This window comes from Rhizobium leguminosarum (assembly GCF_019798305.1).
Lineage (GTDB): Bacteria > Pseudomonadota > Alphaproteobacteria > Rhizobiales > Rhizobiaceae > Rhizobium > Rhizobium leguminosarum_U.
Window position 1 is genome coordinate 1 of sequence record NZ_JAAXDD010000039.1, and the last position, 5,129, is coordinate 5,129.

Here is a 5,129-nt window from a genome sequence, read left to right on the forward strand (position 1 = left end):
AATACAACCAGACCGCACGGGCGATAATCTGCGGTGGAAATCGGTGGTGCTTGTAGCTGATGGTCGATGAGGTCATCTCAACCGTATTATCCGCCACCCGTTAAGTCGCCGACAACGTGACATCGCCCTCGTCGCCAATGAGCCCAGCAGGCGGCTTCCTTGAAGCGAGATTCTCCCTTTTCTCCAGGCGAGTACAGCTTGCCATATCCTTTGTAGCCGTCAGCCTGAAGGATGCCGCTTGATTGCTTGAGGTGGCGGTGGACGTGCTCTTCTTTCCAGTCAGGAGCAAAATAGTAGACTGCACCGGGCGGGGAAGTCCCCACCCATGGACGCTGATCGCGGACATACGTCCAGAGCCTGCCCTTCTTCACACCCTTGCCCAACCCCTTGTCTCGCAGCGAGCGATCCAGCACCCTGATCGGGGTGTCGTCCGCATGAAGTAGGTCACTTGCCATGACCGCCGTTTCGATCCGCTCGATGAGAGGCTGCAGAACCTGCATGGCGCGACCACACCAATCAACCATCGTGCTGTCGGGAATGTCGGCACCCATGCGGGCGAAGATCTCGTTCAGACGGTACAGTGGCAAATGGACGTCGAACCTCGAGACCAGAATGTACGCCAAGAGGCCAGCGCCGGCCATGCTGCCCGGTATCGGGCGGCTGGGTGCTGCCACCTGCACCATTTTCTCGCAGCAGCGGCAGGACTTCTTCAGTCGAGCAACCTTGATGACTTTCATCTGCGCGGCGATCATGTCGAGGATTTCGCTGACGTCTTCACCGACAAGGCGCAATTCACCTCCGCATTCCGGGCAGCAGGAGCCAGGATCGAGCTCTCGGCGCTCGCGAACCGCCTTGTCCGAGACGCGTGGCCGCCGGCGCATGATCTTTTCAGACGTATCCGCCAAGGGAACAACAGACGCCGCCTCATCAGGTTCATCGATTGGCGCCGTACTGCCTTCAGCGGCGGCGATCAACAGATCCTCAAGCGCCAGTTCCAACTGCTCGATTTCACGCTCAATCTTTTCAGACGACTTGCCGAAGACTTGTTTCTTCAGCTTGGCAATGCGCAGCCGCAGCGTTTGGATTAACTGGTCATGCGCCTGCAATGTGGCCGACATCTTCGCATTTTCCGCCTGCAAAGCGGCAATCATTGCCCTGAGAAAGGCTGGATCTTCCGGAAGATTTGTCGTCGCGCTAGACATGATCCTGACTACCACGAGCCAGGATAAATTTCCATACAAACCAGTGGTTTCAGTGGGATAAAATCACCCGACACGGGCCGGTGGCGCACCCCAATCAGGACGACGCCAATCGATCCCTTCCCACAACATCGCCAGTTGGGCCGACGTCAGCCGGGCAGTCCCGCCGGATGCCGAAGGCCAAGGAACCGCCCCTTCTGCAAGATCTTGTAATACAGGCAGAAGCCCTGGCCATCAAAATAGAGCAGCTTCAAACGATCGCCACGTTTACCGCGAAAGGCAAAGACCGCGCCGCCAGTCGGCTTCTGACGCAAAACATCCTGCGCAAGCGCGGCAAGGCCTTCTACTCCCTTGCGCATGTCCGTGATCCCGCACGCAAGATACACCCGAACGCCGGTCCCAGGCCCAATCATGCTGCTTCCACTGCCCGGATAACCTGCGTCAGGACATCGGGAGCCACCGAACTCTCGAAACGAAGCGTGCGGCCGCAGATCAATCGTAGCTCAATCATCCCGGAGCAGCTCTCCCTCAATTCAGGGGCATCGTTCTGCACGGCATTCAGATCGACGGGAATGAACAATGCATTCGAAGACACCGGGAGCAGCCCCTTCTTCTTGAGCTCGCTACGCCAGGCGTATATCTGCTGCCGCGTTACATCATGACGATGAGCAATCTCTGTGATCGTGGCTCCAGCAACCCCAACCGACATGACAATCGCAAGCTTGTCTTCTTCGCGCCACCGCCGTCGACGTTCCTGCCCAAGAATTTCAACGCGCATCGCAATCCTCGCCTAAGACACGTCGCTGACGACGTCGTTAAACACGTGTCTTAGGCCATCAGGGCGCTAGGCGGCAGGCGGTGCCAATCGGGCGGTTACGTCGATACGAATATCTCGGCATCTTGTTCGCGGTGCCGTGTCACAACCAGCCTCAAATGGCGATCTAGATCTGCTGTGGAAGGATCCCAGGCAATTTGCCCGCCATCTGCGACCCGATAGATCCGCTGAGCTGGGAGCGCATCTGGGCCGACAACAGCATCAAGGACAGCCAGCAGTTCAAGCAGGGTCTCCGGCCGGTGCCCGGGAGCAAGGACCAGCTTCGCAAAAGCGTCATTGACTGGTGAAGCTTCTGCACTTGGATCGAGCACCGACGCCTTACGGTCGATCCCTAGGATAAAGCGCGCAGCGGCGCCGGTCGGTATATCCTTTACGGGATCGGCGAGCCCGTCTCAAGACAGCCCGGAGGCATTCCGGTGGTAAGGAAAATTACGAGTGGGAAATCTTGAGGCGCCTTCAAACTTCATGTTTGTTTGTCACCACTGCGGTTTGGTGGTTGGCCGCTGAATTCTTTTACTGCTTTGTCTCATTAGGGCTCGGCTCTGGCCTTTCGAGAGCAACCCCCGATTTAGCTTACCGGGGGGCGGGCCACGCTCACCTACGAACCCAAGCTTATGGCAGCCTATGTCCAGCCCCTCCGCATAGGCACCTAGTTGAGTGGAATCGCTTCCACATTCGCCGGAGCTGTTGCACCGTCCGAACCAGCGGTCCCCTTATTCGCCAGAACACGATATTGGATCGTGTTCTGGCCTGAGATGACCTTTCCTTGAATCGTCAAGATCTTCAGTTCACCGGCCACTGAATAGTCGTTGCCGGTATTGATGATGTGAGCTTTGAGGGATACGATCGACATTGTTTTCGCCATATCTGCGATCGTCGAAACAAGTGTTTTAATGTTATCCTCTGATAGGCTACGTTCTTTAGAAGGTGGCGTATTTCATAGCCTGCCTCAACGCCGCCGAAAAGTTATCGGAAGAAATTCAGGTTCCCCCTTCCATGGACGCTTTCAAAATGTTCGACCTCTTCACGAACTGATGCCGAAAGTAGGGATTTGAACAGCGCGTCAATATCCTGAGCTTCTTGGCTCGTCTGTGCTGGGACCTTAATTCCTGCGTCCACCCAGCCCTCTGAATGCGCTAGGATCGTATAGTCGATGCCCGAAATTATTCCGTCGCCATGAGCATCGACCGATAATGAAGACCTTGAGCGCCATCAGGAGCTAACACCCATGCAAAAGCGAAAATTGTATTTTCTGAACTGCCATTGATTTTAACCCTTCAGGTGGAATCTTCGTAGATTTGGGCTATTGGTTCGCCAAAAAAATGTGGCTGCGGTAGTGGTGCTTTACGTCATGGTAGTGCCGATAGCCACCGATCACATGGGCGTCATCCTTCCAACTGCCCTGGCCTTGGCTGAGCTCCTTCGCCAGAGTATTAGCCTTTGACTTGGTCGTATATACGTCCTTGCCGTCCTTCAGGCGCTGTATTGCTTGCGCCTTATCGATCCCATGAAGGCGATAGATCTTTACGATTTTATTACGCCTTTAGCTATTATCTGCGCTGAATAGTAGTCCATGCCCGTATACCTCCTTTCTGACGACGTTTAATGGCTTTCGTGCTGCCATGGTTTGTGAATCGTCCGTCCGCAATACAGAAACCAAGCCACGTTCGGCGAGCGCGATACATCAGGAGTATAGCGTGCCAACTACCGGCAGGCTGTCGCCGTCATTTGTATTGAGGTGTACTTTGGGAGCCAAAAATCGCAGTTGCTTGTGATGTTGCCCCTGTTGGATTGTTGCATCCATAACGATTGCAAAGAGGCTACCGGTCACGTCATAATCGAAGTCGCGGTTATATATAGTGCCCTTGTAGTTGAACGTTGACACGTTCTGAGCGATCTCCATCATGCCGTTAACGATTTTACGCTGGTCCTCCGCTCTCAGGCCCCAGCCGTCCAACGTGTGTTTGACATCACTATAACTTGCTGACACGCCGCCCGACCAAAAAGCGAAGAATCCTAAGCCTCCGCTAACGTTCGTCGATTCTGTTTCCTCAAATTTGTGAAAATGCGAAGCGTCAAGCATCCCCTTTATCATGTTGTTCAATGTAATCACGTCTGATGGAGTAACACACTGAAGGTTCATATTTATATCGACATCAATTTGCCCATGTGCAGGCACGGTATACATCACGCCTATGAGTTGCCCCTGACCGTATGAGGTAATTGATACTCCGTCCTCAACGGATGGATCGGCTCTAAATACAGAAATATGGTTCAGTATTGTCTGTGTTCTTCCGACATTTGTAATGCGATCGATCGAGGATTGTTCAGCGGAGTCCATTGAGGGAGCTGTGTCACCTAGCTTTAGGTTGGGCATGCTTTGCGTTCCTTCATGTGTTCGAAGCAATGCGGTTATCCCGCACCGCGGATGCGGCGGCCGTTCCGCTGCCTCGCAATAGCTCTCAAGATTCGTGCCAAGCCGGCCGATTGAGCTGACGAACAACTATTCGCTGCCATTTCAACGAGGTGGGCGGAAAATATGGGATTGAGAACAAGGGCGCCTGTCACGTAGCCGACAAAGGTAGCGACAATGCCGCGACTCATGACGTACCCCAATTGAATAGGCCATTTGGAATTTGCCAATTACGATCCCTGACGGTACTGGTAATCCGCCCGGTAATTAACGGGCTTCAAAAGTAGAATTTTCTCGGGCTTTATGATCGAGGAGATTTGATGAAGACGAGCAGATTCAGCGAACCCCAAATCCTTGCCATCCTGCGCCAGGCAGAAGGCGGCGTTCCTGTGCCGGAGTTATGCCGGGAACACGGGATGAGCACTGCTAGCTTTTACAAGTGGCGTTCGAAGTATGCCGCCATGGACGCCTCGATGATCAGCCAGATGAAGGCTCTGGAGGATGAGAACCGGCGGCTGAAGAAGATGTATGCCGAGATGAGCATGCAGGCAGAACGGCGATGTCACGTTGTCGGCGACTTAACGGGTGGCGGATAATACGGTTGAGATGACCTCATCGACCATCAGCTACAAGCACCACCGATTTCCACCGCAGATTATCGCCCGTGCGGTCTGGTTGTATT

The 5,129-nt window shown here is 54.2% G+C and carries 5 protein-coding genes and 2 pseudogenes; 2 read left to right on the top strand and 5 right to left on the bottom strand.

The window, feature by feature from the left end; all coding sequences use genetic code 11:
* Positions 1 to 128: 128 nt before the first annotated feature.
* From tnpC to tnpA, 3 genes and pseudogenes are all read right to left on the bottom strand, one after another.
* Positions 129 to 1,202 (bottom strand): annotated as a pseudogene (gene tnpC / locus HFO99_RS33160) (IS66 family transposase); the annotation flags it as partial.
* 146 nt (positions 1,203 to 1,348) lie between these two features.
* A complete protein-coding gene (gene tnpB, locus HFO99_RS33165) occupies positions 1,349 to 1,612 on the bottom strand; it encodes an IS66 family insertion sequence element accessory protein TnpB (RefSeq protein ID WP_261322097.1) in 264 nt (87 codons plus the stop codon).
* Positions 1,609 to 1,977, bottom strand: a complete 369-nt coding sequence (tnpA, locus tag HFO99_RS33170) for an IS66-like element accessory protein TnpA (protein ID WP_222035824.1) — start codon at positions 1,975 to 1,977, stop codon at positions 1,609 to 1,611. Before tnpA ends, tnpB begins: the two co-directional genes overlap by 4 nt.
* A gap of 194 nt (positions 1,978 to 2,171) precedes the next feature.
* Between tnpA and HFO99_RS33175 the strand changes: the two genes are divergently transcribed.
* Positions 2,172 to 2,321, top strand: coding sequence for a hypothetical protein (locus HFO99_RS33175; protein ID WP_222277311.1), 150 nt, complete (start codon positions 2,172 to 2,174; stop codon positions 2,319 to 2,321).
* A 362-nt stretch (positions 2,322 to 2,683) separates the two neighbouring features.
* On the opposite strand, the gene HFO99_RS33180 is transcribed toward HFO99_RS33175, so the two are convergent.
* Both HFO99_RS33180 and HFO99_RS33185 read right to left on the bottom strand, forming a co-directional pair.
* Positions 2,684 to 2,887 (bottom strand): hypothetical protein, encoded by a 204-nt coding sequence (locus tag HFO99_RS33180; RefSeq protein WP_222277310.1) that lies wholly within the window; start codon positions 2,885 to 2,887, stop codon positions 2,684 to 2,686.
* 831 nt (positions 2,888 to 3,718) lie between these two features.
* Positions 3,719 to 4,411 carry a hypothetical protein gene (locus HFO99_RS33185; RefSeq protein WP_222294698.1) on the bottom strand — a complete coding sequence of 231 codons (693 nt, stop codon included), beginning with the start codon at positions 4,409 to 4,411 and terminating at the stop codon, positions 3,719 to 3,721.
* A gap of 356 nt (positions 4,412 to 4,767) precedes the next feature.
* Between HFO99_RS33185 and HFO99_RS33190 the strand changes: the two are divergent.
* Positions 4,768 to 5,001, top strand: a pseudogene (locus HFO99_RS33190) (transposase); the annotation flags it as partial.
* Positions 5,002 to 5,129: the final 128 nt, after the last annotated feature.

Excerpts from the sequence above, each read along its gene's own strand:
- tnpB (WP_261322097.1), bottom strand. The coding sequence starts at position 1,612 with ATGATTGGGCCTGGGACCGGCGTTCGGGTGTATCTTGCGTGCGGGATC.
- tnpA (WP_222035824.1), bottom strand. The coding sequence starts at position 1,977 with ATGCGCGTTGAAATTCTTGGGCAGGAACGTCGACGGCGGTGGCGCGAA.
- HFO99_RS33180 (WP_222277310.1), bottom strand. The coding sequence starts at position 2,887 with ATGTCGATCGTATCCCTCAAAGCTCACATCATCAATACCGGCAACGAC.
- HFO99_RS33185 (WP_222294698.1), bottom strand. The coding sequence starts at position 4,411 with ATGCCCAACCTAAAGCTAGGTGACACAGCTCCCTCAATGGACTCCGCT.